Origin of the sequence: Pseudomonas sp. BIGb0164 (assembly GCF_024810135.1) — a bacterium.
Taxonomy (GTDB): domain Bacteria; phylum Pseudomonadota; class Gammaproteobacteria; order Pseudomonadales; family Pseudomonadaceae; genus Aquipseudomonas.
The window spans coordinates 274,126-288,145 of the sequence record NZ_JANUEA010000003.1; the positions used below are offsets into that span (position 1 = coordinate 274,126).

General features: G+C 62.2%; 12 protein-coding genes. 3 read left to right on the forward strand and 9 right to left on the reverse strand.

All coding sequences use genetic code 11. The features are described from left to right. Positions 1-151 precede the first annotated feature (151 nt). From M2394_RS09100 to M2394_RS09115, 4 genes are all read right to left on the reverse strand, one after another. Positions 152-2,599, reverse strand: a complete 2,448-nt coding sequence (locus tag M2394_RS09100; RefSeq protein ID WP_259172247.1) for a TonB-dependent siderophore receptor — start codon at positions 2,597-2,599, stop codon at positions 152-154. A gap of 132 nt (positions 2,600-2,731) precedes the next feature. Further along, complete coding sequence (locus M2394_RS09105; RefSeq protein ID WP_259172249.1) at positions 2,732-3,679, reverse strand: FecR family protein; 948 nt, start codon at positions 3,677-3,679, stop codon at positions 2,732-2,734. Continuing rightward, positions 3,676-4,209, reverse strand: coding sequence for an RNA polymerase sigma factor (locus tag M2394_RS09110; protein WP_178920017.1), 534 nt, complete (start codon positions 4,207-4,209; stop codon positions 3,676-3,678). Before M2394_RS09110 ends, M2394_RS09105 begins: the two co-directional genes overlap by 4 nt. 215 nt (positions 4,210-4,424) lie before the next feature. Further along, a complete protein-coding gene (locus M2394_RS09115) occupies positions 4,425-5,486 on the reverse strand; it encodes a haloacid dehalogenase-like hydrolase (protein ID WP_256349846.1) in 1,062 nt (353 codons plus the stop codon). 241 nt (positions 5,487-5,727) lie between these two features. Between M2394_RS09115 and M2394_RS09120 the strand changes: the two genes are divergently transcribed. Further along, the gene (locus tag M2394_RS09120) at positions 5,728-7,119 is read left to right on the forward strand and encodes an L-cystine transporter (RefSeq protein ID WP_259172251.1); all 1,392 of its coding nucleotides are present in this window, start codon (positions 5,728-5,730) and stop codon (positions 7,117-7,119) included. A 96-nt stretch (positions 7,120-7,215) separates the two neighbouring features. On the opposite strand, the gene M2394_RS09125 is transcribed toward M2394_RS09120, so the two are convergent. Beyond that, positions 7,216-7,728 (reverse strand): dihydrofolate reductase, encoded by a 513-nt coding sequence (locus M2394_RS09125; RefSeq protein WP_259172260.1) that lies wholly within the window; start codon positions 7,726-7,728, stop codon positions 7,216-7,218. Positions 7,729-7,797: 69 nt separating this feature from the next. On the opposite strand from M2394_RS09125, the gene M2394_RS09130 reads away from it, so the two are divergent. Next, positions 7,798-9,177, forward strand: coding sequence for a DUF2868 domain-containing protein (locus tag M2394_RS09130; protein ID WP_259172261.1), 1,380 nt, complete (start codon positions 7,798-7,800; stop codon positions 9,175-9,177). Further along, positions 9,170-10,537, forward strand: coding sequence for a DUF3482 domain-containing protein (locus M2394_RS09135; protein WP_259172270.1), 1,368 nt, complete (start codon positions 9,170-9,172; stop codon positions 10,535-10,537). Before M2394_RS09130 ends, M2394_RS09135 begins: the two co-directional genes overlap by 8 nt. 5 nt (positions 10,538-10,542) lie before the next feature. On the opposite strand, the gene M2394_RS09140 is transcribed toward M2394_RS09135, so the two are convergent. The 4 genes from M2394_RS09140 to M2394_RS09155 all read right to left on the reverse strand — a co-directional run bounded on the left by M2394_RS09140 (position 10,543) and on the right by M2394_RS09155 (position 14,005). Further along, positions 10,543-11,076, reverse strand: a complete 534-nt coding sequence (locus M2394_RS09140; RefSeq protein ID WP_259172274.1) for a hypothetical protein — start codon at positions 11,074-11,076, stop codon at positions 10,543-10,545. A gap of 91 nt (positions 11,077-11,167) precedes the next feature. Next, positions 11,168-11,722 (reverse strand): phosphonate degradation HD-domain oxygenase, encoded by a 555-nt coding sequence (locus M2394_RS09145; RefSeq protein ID WP_259172275.1) that lies wholly within the window; start codon positions 11,720-11,722, stop codon positions 11,168-11,170. Next, positions 11,722-12,855 carry a TIGR03364 family FAD-dependent oxidoreductase gene (locus M2394_RS09150; RefSeq protein ID WP_259172276.1) on the reverse strand — a complete coding sequence of 378 codons (1,134 nt, stop codon included), beginning with the start codon at positions 12,853-12,855 and terminating at the stop codon, positions 11,722-11,724. Before M2394_RS09150 ends, M2394_RS09145 begins: the two co-directional genes overlap by 1 nt. A 127-nt stretch (positions 12,856-12,982) precedes the next feature. Then, the gene (locus tag M2394_RS09155; RefSeq protein WP_178920009.1) at positions 12,983-14,005 is read right to left on the reverse strand and encodes a putative 2-aminoethylphosphonate ABC transporter substrate-binding protein; all 1,023 of its coding nucleotides are present in this window, start codon (positions 14,003-14,005) and stop codon (positions 12,983-12,985) included. Positions 14,006-14,020 lie beyond the last annotated feature (15 nt).

A 14,020-nucleotide genomic window follows, 5' to 3' on the forward strand; every position in this document is an offset into this window, starting at 1 on the left:
ATTTTTTTGCCTGGCCAACCCCCTCCAGGACACTGGAGATCATACTGTGGGAGCGGGCTTGCTCGCGAAGGCGGAGTGTCAGTCAACACATGCATGACTGATGTCCCGCATTCGCGAGCAAGCCCGCTCCCACAGGGGTTATATGTAGGGCTTAAAACTGCGGGGTGTAGGTCATGGTGAACATCACATTGCGCGGATCACCGTAGTAGTTGCTGCCCCAGTTCGCGTTGTACGCCGGGATGTAGTATTTCTTGTCGAACATATTGTTCAGGTTCGCCGCAACGGTGAATTCCTGGTTGATCTTGTAGGCCACCCGCGAATCCCATAACGCATTGCCCGGCACACTGAAGGTGCGGTCATAGGCAACAGTGCTGCTTTGCGCCGTCACACCGGCACCGACGCTGAACTTCTGCCAATCCCCCGGCAACTGGTAATCACCCCAGACCTTGAGCAAGTGCTTGGGCGTCCAGGTGCTGAAAACCTTGCCTTCGTAAGTGTCGTCCTTGAGGAATTGGGTGGTGTTGTAGGTGTAGCTGGAGGCCAGTTGCAGGCCAGGCAGCACTTCACCGCCCAAGGTCGCTTCAAAACCCTGGCTGCGGACTTTGCCCGAGGCCACCGAGCAGTACCAGCCATTGCAGTTCATCGGTCCTTGCAGGTCCTGGACGCCACGGTTTTCCTGGTCGTAGCGGAAGATCGCAAACGAGGTGTTGAGTCGGCCATCGGCCAGTTCTCCCTTGATGCCCAGCTCATAGTTCTTGCCCTCAATGGGCTTGAGCAATGAACCGGAGGTGGTCAGGTTGGTTTGCGGTTCGAATGCATCGGCGTAGCTGGCATAGGCCGACCACTCATCGTTCAGGGCGTATACCAGGCCGGCATACGGCGTGACCTTGCCAGAGGTTTGCGTGGTGCTTTCTTCCGGCGCGCTGTACACACCCTGGCGACCGCTCTGGCCGATGTACGAATACTCATACCAACTGGTGCGTGCGCCGAGGATCAGGGTCAGGGGGTCCAGCACCTTGACGCGCCAGGTGCCATAGAGGCCTTTCTGGCGAATGTCATACCAGCTCTTGGAGGCGTTACCCGCCTGGAACAGCTGGTATTTGTCGCGTTGCACACGGTTGTGGTCGATGTTGAAAATATCCGCGCCATTCGTTGCCGCGCGTGCCCACTGGTCGTCGGTAGTGAGTTTGGAATAGTTGGCGCCCAGCACCACTTCCTGTTGGAAGCCCAGCCCATCGAACTTGCCGTTGACATACACATCCGCACCGCGGCTTTTGGTATTGAAGTCGGTGACCCAGTCGATGTAGCGCACATTGCCCGTGTCGCCAGGGTTGGGAACGGTATCCCACGTCGCCTGGTAGGTTGCGTCGTTATGCTCGTCCATGGCCACCAGCGCAGCCTTCACTTTCCAGTCATCGTTGAAACGATGCTCCAGGTCGGCGAACACCTGGGTCTGGTTGTTGACGGCGCGGTTCCAGCTGGCGCCGACAAAGGTCGAACGCGGCAGGCCGATATCACTGCCATTGGCGTAGCGGGGCAACGACATGAAGTTGGGGCGTGAGTGGCCTTTCTGGTTGCTGATGCCGACACCGACGGTAGTGTCGGGCGTGAAATCGTAGTCCACTGCCCCATAGACCGTCTGATTCCAGCCGCCGACATAATCGACAAAGGAATTGGTCGTGTCGTAATCCGCCACAAACCGCCCCCGCAGCGTGCCTTCAGGATTGAGCGGGCCACCCGCGTCCACTTGAGTGCCGTAATGGTCCCAGGAGCCGGCCTTGGCGGTGACGGTTACCGTGGGCGCCTGCTGGCCGCGTTTGCGCACCAGGTTCATGGTACCGCCAGGGCTGTTGGCGCCTTGCAACAGGGCAGCCGGGCCGCGCAGGGTTTCGACGCGGTCGTAGATCGCCATGTTTTCGGTGAGGTAGCTGCCCAGCGTGTAGGTGTTGCGCGCAATGCCCACACCGTCGTATTGCAGCGTGCCGACTTCGAAACCACGGGAGAAGATGAACATGCCAGGGCCAGGAGATTTGGTCGCCGTCAGGCCAGGCGTGCGCTTGACCACTTCGGACAGTTTGGTGGTGTTCTGGTCATCCATTTGCTTGCGGGTCATGACGCTGACCGACTGCGGAATGTCCTTGAGCTTCTGCTCGCCCTTGCCCAGGGTTACGGCACCCGTGGTGTAGGAACCCGTACCTTCGGTGGTGACCCCAAGGCGTTCGGCGCTGATGGTGGTGGCGCCGACTTCAAGGGCGGTGCCTGTGCCCACGCGCTTTTCCAGGGTGACCGTATCGGCGTTGATAAACGCTGCGCTCAACCCTGTGCCGCCCAACAATTGGCCCAGGGCTTCGCGTTGCCCCAGGTTGCCCTTGACGCCCGGCGACACCACCCCTTGGGTCAATTCCCCGGAAACCAGCACCTGAACCCGCGTCACTGCCGAAAACGCCGCCAGCGCACCGTCCAGGCTTTGCCCCGGAATATCAAAACGATAGGTCTGGGCCTGGGTGGTCTCGGCGGCCTGCAAGTACAGCGGTGCAGTGCCGCAGGCCAAGGAAATGGCCAGTGCCAGCAAGGGCCGTGCGGCGTGTCGGTGTGCCATGGATGGTGCTCCCCGGTGCAAAAAGTCAGTGATCGGCGCCGCACTACTTGAGAGTGCTTACTATTTGCGCCTCAGTGATCAAGGACGATGCCTTGCGGAGAAACCCTGAAAGTTTTTGAAAAAAAGTGCCGGCTAGGACGCTTTGCCTTCGCGCAGCACCAGCAAATACGGGGTGTAGTGCTCGGCGTGCAGGTTGAGGGTGTATTCCAGTGCCTTGATCACGGCGTCGGGTTTGTCGATCTCGAACACCCCGGACACCACGCGATTACGCAGCGCATCCCCTAGCACCAGGGTCTTGCCGGGCCAGTAGCGGTTCAACTCGCTGACCACGTCCGCCAACGGTTGCTGACGAAATACCAGTTGCCGCTGGCGCCAGGCGAAGCCACTGGCCGGGTCGAAACCATGGGCGTCATTGAGTTGCTGGCCCTGATACTCCACGGCCCGCCCCGGCTCCAGATAAACCGGCGCCCCCTTGCCCGCACTGACCTGCACCTTGCCTTGCGCCACCTGTACCCGTGTCTGCGCATCACGCCGGGCCACGCTGAACTGGGTGCCCACCACCTTCACCCAGCCATCGCCGGACTGCACCACGAAAGGCCGCGCCGGGTCTTTGGTCACGCTGAAAAACCCTTCACCGCGCAGCAAGCGTACCTGGCGCTCACCGCCGCTCATGCGCACTTGCACCGCGCTGTCGGTGTTGAGTTGCAACTGAGAGCCGTCCGCCAACTCGACGGTGCGCGATTCGCCGGTGCGAGTGGCGTAATCGGCCCGCAGGCGGTCCAGCCAAGGGGTGTTCTGCACGGTCAGCCCCACCGCCAGCAATACCGCGGCGGCATAGGCCCAGCGCCGGGCGGGTTTGCGCCAGGCCGCCTGTTCGGCGCGACGGATGAACCGCGCCGGTTCGCGCAAGCCGCCCAGCATCGCCTGGACTTCCTGCCACGCATCGTCCTGGGCCTGGCCCTGTCCGAGCCAGGCGGCAAAGGCCTCCATTTCGGCCGGGGTCACGTCCTCGGCCTGCAGGCGAAAATACCAGCCTGAAGCTTGCTCGAACAACGCATCGGCAGTGTGTGCAGCGGTCATGGCCGACGTCCTTGTGTGTCGCAGGCGAGCCGCGTCTTGATGTAGGCACGGCATTCGATCAGGGCACGGCGCAGTTGGTATTCCACGCTGCGCGGGGTGATCGACAGGCGTTCGCCAATCTCGCGGTAGGAAAGTTCGTCGACATGATAAAGCAGGAAGATCTGCCGAGTCGCTTCGGGCAACGCCAGGATCGCGTCCTGCATCAGTTGTTCCTGCTGGTAGGCGGCCAATTGCTCATCGGCGCCCGGGTTGCTGCAAGGCAATTCTTCACTGGGTTCGCCGGCGTCCAGGCGCTCACGGCGGATGGCCTGGCGCTGGTGATCGCGCACCAGGTTGCTGGCGATGGTGAAGAGAAAGGCCGGGAGGTTGTCGATCTTCTCGCCGCAGTCCATGCGGGCCAGGCGTAGGAACGATTCCTGGGTCAGGTCGGCGGCCACCTGGGCGCTGCCGGTGCGGCGGGTGACGAAGGCTTCGAGGGCTTTCTTCTGCTCCGCGAACAGGCGCGCGATCTGCGAATTCCAGGAGGGCACAGCACTACCTTGAGAAGAACGAGGGGTTCAGGGAGTGCGCACGCTAGCAGAAGATGAGATTGGTTCGCAATTGATATCTATTTTTGCTGCAAGGGCCGTGGTGTTCTTGGGATCGCTATCGCAGGCAAGCCAGCTCCCACAGGTTGACCGCATTCTCCTGTTGGAACTCGGTCAACTGTGGGAGCTGGCTTGCCTGCGATGCAGACGACTCGGTCTTACTGGATTTCGTCCGGCTTGACGATCACCCAGTTCTTGTCCGCCGTCACCGGCAGCCCTTCTTTGGCCTGGGCTGCTGCATGCTTGGCCATCATGCCGTTCAGCTGGGTCATGTATTTGTCTTTGCGGTTGACCCACAGGTGAATGCCGCCCTTGGCCACGTCCACATCGTGGAACAGCATGTAGCCGTCACTGCTGGGCGTGTCGCCGCCCACGATCACTGGTTTTTTCCATTCGTCGATGTAGGTGAGGATCGCCGCATGCTTACCCGCCATCCAGGTGGCCGGGGTCCACAGGTACGGGGTGAGTTCGAGGCCAAGGTTGGCCTTCTCGTCATACTTGCCGGCCGCAATCTGCTTGCGTGCGGTGGTCAGCTCGCCAGTCTTGCGGTCCTTGAGCAAGGTGCTCACGCCGATGACGTTCTCGGGTTTGACGTTATAGCCATACTTGGGATCGGCCGCGACCATGCGCACCAGCTCTTCCGAGGCGGCGGTCATCACGTACACCTCGATGCCGTTTTCCATCAGCTTGTTGTACAGCTCAGCCTGGCCGGTGAAGACTTTCGGGGGCTGCACTTCGGAGTTCTTCACCACGTCGCCTTCGTAATAGGTCACGGGCACCGGCTTGCCGGAAGCCATCAGCTCATCCACATAGCCCTTGAGTTCCTTGAGGGTGAAGCCAGAGAAGATTTGCGCAACCCACGGGTAGCAGACCATGTCGTCCACTTCGCACAGGCGGTAGTAGTAACTGAACAGGCTTTCCTTGTGGTCGGCGGTGTCCTTGAACGGGATCAGTTTCAGGGACGGGTCCATGGTGTCGCGGGTGATCAGGCCCTTGTTTTCCAGGTAAGGCAGCAAGGACTCTTCGAGGTCGTAGCGGTAGCTGGTGTTGTCCATGTCGAATACCGCGAAGTTACCTTTGTTGGCATTCGCAGCGATCATTTCGTTCAGTTGCTTGGCCGCCGGCGCTGGCCAATGCTTCAACTCGGTGGCGGCAAAGGCCTGGCTGGCGAGGCCAAGGCAGAAGGCGGCAGAGACCAGTAGTTTCGGCGCAAGCTTCATAAGCGTTTTCTCCCTGGGTGAAAGACATCGACGCTAACAAATCTGTATGACAGTTATCGCCCGAGCACGACCGCTTGCATCGTGATTGCGCCAACGGCATGTGCCTGAGCGTCAAACGCTTATTCCAAAAACGACAGTCAACATTCCATATCGGTATTAAATCAATATATTTCAAGCTGTTAGGCTTTCCGGTTCGCAATCGCAGGCTCACGCGATTGGCTGCCTTCTCAACGGAGCTTCAATGAATCTGCCCCTGATTCTCAACTTACTGGTGTTCGTGGTCCTGTTGCTGGGCCTGGCACAAACCCGTCGCACAAACTGGAGCCTCGCCAAGAAGGTGCTGTTCGCCCTCACCCTCGGCGTGGTGTTCGGGACGGCCCTGCACACGATCTACGGTGACGGCAATCCAGTGCTCAAGGCCTCCATCGGCTGGTTCGACCTGGTCGGCAACGGCTACGTGCAACTGCTGCAGATGATCGTGATTCCATTGGTGTTCGCCTCGATCCTCAGCGCCGTGGCGCGCCTGCACAACGCCTCGTCCCTGGGCAAGATCAGCTTCCTGACCATCGGCACGCTGCTGTTCACCACCGCCATTGCGGCGCTGATCGGTATCGGCCTGACCAACCTGTTCGGCCTCACCGCCGAAGGCCTGGTGGCCGGCACCCAGGAAATGGCGCGCCTGCAAGTGATCCAGAGTGATTACGCGGGCAAGGTCGCCGACCTGAATATCCCGCAACTGCTGCTGTCCTTCGTGCCCGCCAACCCGTTCGCCGACCTGGCCCGGGCCAAGCCCACGTCGATCATCAGCGTGGTGATCTTTGCCGCGTTCCTGGGGGTTGCCGCGCTGCAACTGCTCAAGGATGACGTGGAAAAAGGCCAGAAAGTGCTCAACGCCATCGACACCCTGCAAGCCTGGGTGATGCGCCTGGTGCGCCTGGTGATGAAGCTCACGCCGTACGGCGTATTGGCGTTGATGACCAAGGTGGTCGCCGGCTCCAACCTGCAAGACATCATCAAGCTCGGCAGTTTCGTGGTGGTGTCGTACCTGGCCCTGGGCCTGATGTTCGTGGTGCACGGCCTGCTGCTGTCCCTGGCTGGGATCAACCCGCTGCGCTTCTTCCGCAAAGTGTGGCCGGTGCTGACCTTTGCCTTTACCAGCCGCTCCAGTGCCGCCGCGATTCCGCTGAGCATCGAGGCGCAAACCCGCCGCCTGGGCATCCCGCAGTCCATCGCCGGTTTCGCCGCCTCGTTCGGTGCGACCATCGGCCAGAACGGTTGCGCCGGTCTCTATCCGGCGATGTTGGCAGTGATGGTGGCGCCAACCGTGGGCATCAACCCGCTGGACCCGCTGTGGATCGCGACCCTGGTGGCGATTGTGACCTTGAGTTCGGCAGGCGTTGCCGGCGTGGGCGGTGGTGCAACCTTTGCCGCGCTGATCGTGCTGCCGGCCATGGGCTTGCCGGTGTCACTGGTGGCGCTGCTGATTTCCGTAGAGCCGCTGATCGACATGGGCCGTACGGCGTTGAACGTGAACGGTTCGATGACGGCCGGCGCGATTACCAGCCAGGTGATGGGGCAGACAGACAAAGCGCTGTTGAATGCCGATGAGCATGCCGAGTTAGCGCAAGCCTGATAGACCGCTATCGCGGGCAAGCCCGCTCCCACATTTGACCGAGTTTTCCTGAAGACACCGGATCAAACTGTGGAAGCTGGCTTGCCTGGGATGCTTTTAGGCTTTTTCCCAGACTTCGAAGTTGTACGCAGGCTTGTCGCCTTCCGGCGCATTCTTCACGTTCGACACCAGCTTCCACTGGCCCGCATCAAATTCCGGAAACCACGCATCCCCTTCCGGGCTCAATGCCACCCGCGTCAGATACAGGCGATCCGCCTGCTCCAGCCCTTGCGCATACAACTGCGCACCGCCGATCAGCATCAGCTCATCCGCGCCTTGCTCCAGCGCCCACGCCTCGGCACGTTCCACGGCGGCGTCCAGCGACGGAAAAACTTCCGCACCTTCCAGCGCCAGATCGGTCTGACGGCTGACCACAAGGTTCAAGCGCCCCGGCAACGGTCGGCCCAGGGAGTCCCAGGTCTTGCGCCCCATAATGATCGGCTTGCCGAGCGTGGTGGCCTTGAAATATTTGAAATCCCCCGGCAAATGCCAGGGCATGCTGTTGTCGACGCCGATCACACGGTTTTCACCGAGGGCTGCGATCAGGCTTAAAGGGAGAGTTTTTTTCATGGCGACGAGAATACCAGAGGTACGAGCCAGCGGTTATGCTCAGACCTCACTGGCTCAACAGGATGGCGCGTGACTGCACTGAACCCGCTGCACACACTCTGGCTGACAGAAACCGTGCGCCTGCGCGAAGAACACGCAGGCCCACTGGAAGACCTGGAAGCCAACCGCCTGGCCCGCACGGCCGGTGGCGACCTGCCGACGCGCATCCAGCACCGCGCCCTGCACCTGGCCGAGCGCGACGGCCTGGCCACTGCCCTTACCCGCTGGCTGCAAGGGGCACGCCTGGCGCTGGTGTTGCTGGCTATCGTCGCCGTCATCAGCGGCGCCGGCTTGGCCTTTGCCGCATTGGGTAACGGCCTGACCCCGGTGAACGTGTTCTGGGCGCTGGGCAGTTTGCTCGGCTTGAACCTGATCCTGCTGATCAGTTGGGCCCTAGGCCTGCTGTTTGCCGGTGAACACAGCGCCAGCCTGGGGCGATTGTGGTTGTGGCTCAGCGAAAAACTCGCCCGGGATGCCAAGGCCGCGCAATTGGCGCCCGCGCTGTTGCTGTTGCTGCAACGGCAGAAACTCAATCGCTGGGCCGTGGGCGTGCTGGTCAACAGTTTATGGCTGCTGGCGTTGCTCAGTGCCCTGGTGATTCTTCTTACGCTGCTCGCCACCCGTCGCTACGGCTTCGTGTGGGAAACCACCATCCTCGGTGCCGACACCTTTGTCGCCGTCACCCAAGCCCTGGGCAGCCTGCCCGCCCTGCTGGGCTTCAACGTGCCCACCGTCGACATGATCCGCGCCAGCGGCGATGCCGCCCTGAATATCGAAAGCGCCCGCCAGGCCTGGGCCGCGTGGCTGGTGGGTGTACTGCTGGCGTACGGCCTGCTGCCAAGGTTGATCCTCGCCCTGCTGTGCCTGTGGCGTTGGAAACGCGGGCGTGCGGCCCTGCGCCTGGACCTCAACCTGCCCGGCTACAGCCAACTGCGCGAACGCCTGATGCCCAGCAGCGAACGCCTCGGCGTCAACGATGCCGCGCCCGAGCAACTGCACCACGTCAGCGGGGGCGTCAGTGAAGTGGAAAGCGACGGCGCCCTGCTGGTGGCCATCGAACTGGACGACCAGCATCCCTGGCCACCCAAACTGCCCGCCAGCGTGAAGAACGCCGGCATCCTCGACAGCCGCGAGTCGCGCCACACACTGCTGGAGCAACTCACCCGCTTCCCGCCTGCCCGACTGGCCATCGCCTGCGATCCACGCCGCTCGCCCGACCGTGGCAGCCTGGCGCTGATCGCCGAACTCGCCCGCAGCGCCGCCGCCACCCGCGTCTGGCTGCTGCAAGCGCCGCCCGGCCAGGCCCTGGACGCCGAGCGTCTGGGCGACTGGCATGCCGCGTTGCAGCAACTTGATGTGCCGTTCGCCGACTGTGCACCGCTGAACTGGCTGGAGACCGGTCATGACTAAACCGCTGAAACTCGCCGTGGTCGGCCACACCAACGTCGGCAAGACCTCACTGCTGCGCACGTTGACCCGCGACGTGGGCTTCGGCGAAGTGTCCCATCGCCCCAGCACCACGCGGCATGTCGAAGGCGCGCGCCTGTCGGTGGAGGGCGAGGCGCTGCTGGAACTCTACGACACCCCCGGCCTTGAAGACGCCATCGCCCTGCTCGACTACCTGGAGCGTCTGGATCGTCCCGGCGAACGCCTCGATGGCCCGGCCCGCCTGGCACGGTTCCTGGAAGGCAGCGAAGCGCGCCAGCGTTTCGAGCAGGAAGCCAAGGTGCTGCGCCAACTGCTGGCCTCGGACGCCGGGCTGTATGTGATTGATGCCCGCGAACCGGTGCTGGCCAAGTACCGCGACGAGCTGCAGGTACTGGCCAGTTGTGGCAAGCCGTTGTTGCCGGTGCTCAACTTTGTCAGCAGCAGCGACCACCGCGAGCCGGACTGGCGCGAAGCGCTGGCCCGCCTCGGCCTGCACGCACTGGTGCGCTTCGACAGCGTGGCGCCGCCGGAAGACGGCGAGCGACGCTTGTACGAAAGCCTCGCCCTGCTGTTGGAAAACGCCCGGCCGCAATTGGAACGCCTGATCCTGGATCAGGAGGCCCAGCGCCAGGCCCGCCAGCAAAGCGCGGCACGCTTGATCGCCGAGTTGCTGATCGACTGCGCCGCCTGCCGTCGCAGTGTGGTCACTGAAGATGAACCGCAAGCCATCGGCGACCTGCGCAAAGCTGTGCGCCAGCGCGAGCAAAAATGTGTAGAGGCTCTGCTCAAACTCTTCGGCTTCCGCCCGCAGGATGCCGCCGCCAGCGACCTGCCGTTGCTCGACGGCCGCTGGGGCGATGACCTATTCAACCCCGAAACCCTCAAGCAACTCGGCGTACGCGTGGGGGGAGGGATCGCCGCCGGTGCAGCCGCCGGTGCGGGTGTGGATTTGTTGGTCGGAGGATTAACCCTGGGCGCCGCCGCCCTGGCCGGGGCGATTGCCGGTGGCGCGCTGCAAACCGCACGCAGCTACGGCAGCCGTTTGCTGGGCAAGATCAAGGGTCAGCGCGAACTGACCGTGGACGACAGCGTGCTGCGCCTGCTCGCCCTGCGCCAGCGCCAACTGCTCAAGGCCTTGAACCTGCGCGGCCATGCCGCGATGCACAGCATCAAGGTCGACACGCCCCAGGACAAAACCTGGCGCGAAGGCAAGTTGCCAGACGCCCTGCACAAGGCCCGCGCCCACCCGCAATGGTCGTCCCTCAACCCCCACGCCAAACTCAGCCAGGCCGAGCGCCAGGAACAGATCGAAGCACTGGCTACCCGGCTCGACGAGGCGTAAACCGCTTACACCTCATACCAGTTCAAGGCCAGGAAGGTCGTGCATAGCGAGCGGATCAGTTCCTTGTCCGCCTTGTCAGCCGCGCCATTGCGGTCAACGTCACTGTGGGTGAACGACTCCAGTACGCCGTCGCTGTCGCCGTCATAGGCCGCCACCTTGTAGATCAGCGCAGCGCCAGCCCCAGAGGCACCAGGTTCGTGGAAGTCCAGCTTGACTGCGTTCGGCTGACCGGTTTTGCCGAAATGGTCGACGTACATGATCAATGTACGCTGCCACTGTCTAGCCGAATTGAACCAATTCAGCTTCAAGAAGCTGTCAGCGAAACTCACCAACTGAGGTTTGTCCACAACCAGACAGTCAGGCAGAGGTTCTCCCGCCAGTTGCAGATCGACCTTGCCATCCACTGTCATATCCAAGCCGACGGTTTCGTAGATCAGCGCGTCGGGGGCACCCGGTTGCTGTTGATAAAAATGCAGAATCACCGCATCGGCGCGACCATTCCCGCACAAGTCCTGGGCGGTGGCTTTCAAATAACGCATCGCATTGCTCCTTTAACTAAAGAAGCAAGCACCTTAGTAACGTGCCGATAGTGACTCTAGGCGGCGTGTCTGCGTTATGCGTAAGGCCACTCTACACAGCGAGTAGCCGTATAGCCTTGGCCTTGAGCAACTGCAGATCCATCACCGGCACATGCATTTCCTTGGCCTGTTCGTCCCAATGACGCATGCGCAGGCTGACCGCGCACAGCGGGTCCTGCTCGAACGCCCGAGCTTCCTCGGCACTCATCACACCGCCCTGGTAACCCAGGGTGCGGCGGCTGGCTTCGCTCAGGCGGGCGTAGTAGTCCGGTTGGCTGAACGTCAGGTAACGCTTGGCCTGCACGTGGTATTCCACCAGTTTGGCCATGCGCTCGCTGAACCCTGCACGGCGCAGGTAATCGGCCCCCAGCCGTTCATGGCTGACCACGCCATAACCGCCCATGTTCTCGCCACCTTGGCCGCAAATGTGCCCGATGTCGTGGAAAAACGCCGCCAGCACCACTTCATCGTCAAAGCCCTCGGCCATCGCCAGCTGCGCGGCCTGGGACATGTGTTCGATCTGCGACACCGGCTCGCCGATGTAATCCGCCGCGCCGTGCGTTTCGTACAAGCCGAAGACGTCGGCAATTACCTGTTCCGGGTTCATCACGCCGCTCCCCACAAGGTTGTGATATTTCGCTCGGCCATCGCCGGCCCCACGCTCATGCCCACACCGGTGTGCATCAGCGCCGCACTCACCCCCGGCGCCGCACGCACGAATGAAAACGGCCCCGGCCCGCGCGAGCCGTACACGCCCTGCCACCGCTCCACCACCTGGATCTTGCACCCCAGGGTTTGCTCGGCCAGCTCGATCATCCAGTCGTCCACTTGCTCGGCGTTGAACGGCGAGGCATCGCTGCCGTAATCGTGGGAGTCGCCGATGATCAGTTCGCCATGGGGCGTCGGGCTGATCAGCAGGTGAATCCCGTGCTCGTGCAAATGCGGTTCGTCACGCAGGATCTGCGCCTGCACCGGCGCCGCTTCCGGCAGGTCGGCAAAGGCGCCGTAGTGCACGCAACTCAAGCCCGTGAGCAACGCGTGTTGCAGGTTCAGGTTCACCGTTGGCCGGGCACGCAGCATTTGCAGGCGGCAGATACTCGGGTTGAGCTCGGCCATCGCCTCGGCCAGCAGGGTTTGGTAGTCATGGCCGGAACACACGATGATCTGCTCACCGCGAAAGCTGCCCGCCGTGCTGTGCAACTGGCCCGGCTCGACGTCGCGCACCAGGGTGGAGAAGTAGAACTCCACGTTCAGCGCCTGCGCCAGGTAGTTGATCAGCGCCGGGATCGCTTCGCGCGAATACAGCTGCTGGTCGTCCTTGCCGTGCAGTGCGGCGCGGTGATGGCGGAACTGGCCGCCGTACAGGTCCTTCATGGCCGAGCCTTGCAGCAGCTCGACGTTGTAGCCGTGTTCCCGCGCGCGGCCGGCGCAGAAGGCTTCCAGCAGGTGTTCTTCGGCTTCGGTGCGGGCGAACAGGTACGCGCCGTTGCGTTTGAGTTGCAGGCCGGCGACTTGAGCCCAATGGCCCCAGATGTCGCGGCTTTGCCGCGCCAGGTCGAGCATCGGGCCGGGCGGCTGGCCGGTGACCAGGGCTTGGCCGAAGTTGCGCACCGAGGCGCCCAGTGGCGTGGCGCTGCGTTCGAAGACCTTGACCTTGAGGCCGCGCTTGGCGGCGGCGTAGGCGTGGGACAGGCCGAGGATGCCGGCGCCCACGATCAGCAGATCCGTGTGGTGTGTCATGGAGTGATGTCCTGAATTTGAAGCCGCCTTCGCAGGCAAGCCAGCTCCCACATTTTTGATTTGTGAACACATTCAAATGTGGGAGCTGGCTTGCCTGCGAAGAGGCCATCAGCCCTAACGAAAATTCTTACTGACCGGCTACCTTCTCCGACTTGCCGTCATAGCGCTTGCGCCACTCAGTCAGGATGCTGTCGCGGTTCTTCGACGCCCAGGCAAAGTCGTTCTTGATCAAACGCTGCTCGTAGTCAGCCGGCAATTCGGTCTGCGGCTTGGCAATGCCCGGTTGGGCGAGCACGGCGAAGTTGTCTTTGTACAGGTCCATAGCCGCGCTGCTGGCAGAGAAGTCCGCGAGCTTTTTGGCGGCGTCCGCATGGGCGGTGCCCTTGATCACGGCGGTGGCTTCAATGTCCCAGCCCAGGCCTTCTTTCGGCAGGATGATGTCCAGCGGCGCACCCTGGCGTTTGAGCTGCACGGCCGGGTATTCGAAGGAGATTCCGATCGGGAACTCACCCGAAGCCGCCAGCTTGCACGGCTTGGAACCGGAGTGAACGTATTGGCCGATGTTCTGGTGCAGGTCGTCCATGTACTGCCAGCCCTGCTTCTCGCCGAAGGTCTGCAACCAGGCGCTGACGTCCAGGAAACCGGTGCCGGAAGACGCAGGGTTCGGCATCACGATCTTGCCCTTGTACTCAGGCTTGGTCAGGTCTTGCCAGCTCACCGGCTTGGTCAGGCCCTGTTTCTCGGCTTCTACAGTGTTGAAGCAGATGGTTGCCGCCCAGACGTCCATGCCCACCCAGGCCGGTGGGTTGGCCGGGTCACGGTAGTGTTTGCCGATCTTGTCCAGGTCCTTTGGCGCGTAGTTGTCCAGCATGCCCTGCTGGTCGAGGATCGCCAGGCTCGACGCGGCCAGGCCCCACACCACGTCGGCTTGCGGACGGTCTTTCTCGGCCAGCAGCTTGGCAGTGATGATGCCGGTGGAGTCACGTACCCACTTGATCTCGACGTCAGGGTTGGCCTTTTCGAACGCCTGCTTGTAGGTCTTCAACTGCTCGGCTTCGAGGGCCGTGTACACGGTGAGCTCGGTCTTGGCGAAGGCATTCAGGCTGAATGCAGTGAGTACGGCAGCGACCAGCGCCAGGGGCTTGAACATGCAACACCTCCTATC

Excerpts from the sequence above, each read along its gene's own strand:
- M2394_RS09100 (WP_259172247.1), bottom strand. The coding sequence starts at position 2,599 with ATGGCACACCGACACGCCGCACGGCCCTTGCTGGCACTGGCCATTTCC.
- M2394_RS09105 (WP_259172249.1), bottom strand. The coding sequence starts at position 3,679 with ATGACCGCTGCACACACTGCCGATGCGTTGTTCGAGCAAGCTTCAGGC.
- M2394_RS09115 (WP_256349846.1), bottom strand. The coding sequence starts at position 5,486 with ATGAAGCTTGCGCCGAAACTACTGGTCTCTGCCGCCTTCTGCCTTGGC.
- M2394_RS09120 (WP_259172251.1), top strand. The coding sequence starts at position 5,728 with ATGAATCTGCCCCTGATTCTCAACTTACTGGTGTTCGTGGTCCTGTTG.
- M2394_RS09125 (WP_259172260.1), bottom strand. The coding sequence starts at position 7,728 with ATGAAAAAAACTCTCCCTTTAAGCCTGATCGCAGCCCTCGGTGAAAAC.
- M2394_RS09135 (WP_259172270.1), top strand. The coding sequence starts at position 9,170 with ATGACTAAACCGCTGAAACTCGCCGTGGTCGGCCACACCAACGTCGGC.
- M2394_RS09140 (WP_259172274.1), bottom strand. The coding sequence starts at position 11,076 with ATGCGTTATTTGAAAGCCACCGCCCAGGACTTGTGCGGGAATGGTCGC.
- M2394_RS09145 (WP_259172275.1), bottom strand. The coding sequence starts at position 11,722 with ATGAACCCGGAACAGGTAATTGCCGACGTCTTCGGCTTGTACGAAACG.
- M2394_RS09150 (WP_259172276.1), bottom strand. The coding sequence starts at position 12,855 with ATGACACACCACACGGATCTGCTGATCGTGGGCGCCGGCATCCTCGGC.
- M2394_RS09155 (WP_178920009.1), bottom strand. The coding sequence starts at position 14,005 with ATGTTCAAGCCCCTGGCGCTGGTCGCTGCCGTACTCACTGCATTCAGC.